Here is a 751-nt window from a genome sequence, read left to right on the forward strand (position 1 = left end):
TGTAGGTTATGTCGGTTACCCACCGCTCGTTCGGCTTCTGAGCTTCGAATTCACGATTCAGATGATTCGGTGCAACGTGAGCTGGCTTGCCACCGTAATAGCCCTTGTGGCGCTTGTAACCGCGCTGAGCGCGGATGCCTTCGTTTCTCATGAGCCGGTACACCCGGTTCTTGCTGCACCGCTCGCCGAGGTCTTTCAGGTCCAGGGTGATATTCCGATACCCGTACACGCCACCACTTTCGAGCCAGGCCTGTTTGATCATCCCGACCAATCGACGGTTGGCTTTGGCGCGAGGGCTTTCGGGACTGTGCAGCCAGGCGTAAAAACCGCTGAAGTGGACCTTCAGCACGCGGCACATGACCCGGACCCGGAACTCCTTCTGGTGAGCCCTGATGAAGCGATACTTTACTCGGACTCCTTGGCAAAGAACGCTGCGGCCTTTTTTAGTATGTCGCGTTCCTCCGTCACCCGGCGCAGTTCGGCCCGCAGCTGACGAAGCTCATCCTGCTGCTCCGTAATGTGCTGGTGCTGGCTTCCAGGATCGCCATACAGCTTGATCCACTTGTACAGACTGCCGGAGGTGATCCCGAGTCTCCGGCACACGTCGGATACCTTGTAGCCGCGCTCCGTGACCTGCTTCACCGCCTCGATCTTGAATTCTTCGGAGTATCGCTTTGCGCTCATCATCAACACCTGTAGATTTGCGTTTAGTGTAACGCTACCAGGCGTCTACCGTATCGGGGGCTTGCCA

General features: G+C 57.3%; 1 pseudogene. It reads right to left on the bottom strand.

Annotated features, from left to right (window positions below):
* Positions 1-684: pseudogene (locus MLC59_RS19845) on the bottom strand (IS3 family transposase); the annotation flags it as partial.
* Between the last annotated feature and the right edge of the window lie 67 nt (positions 685-751).

Origin of the sequence: Marinobacter bryozoorum, assembly GCF_023156245.1 — a bacterium.
In the GTDB taxonomy this organism is placed as follows: Bacteria; Pseudomonadota; Gammaproteobacteria; order Pseudomonadales; family Oleiphilaceae; genus Marinobacter; species Marinobacter bryozoorum.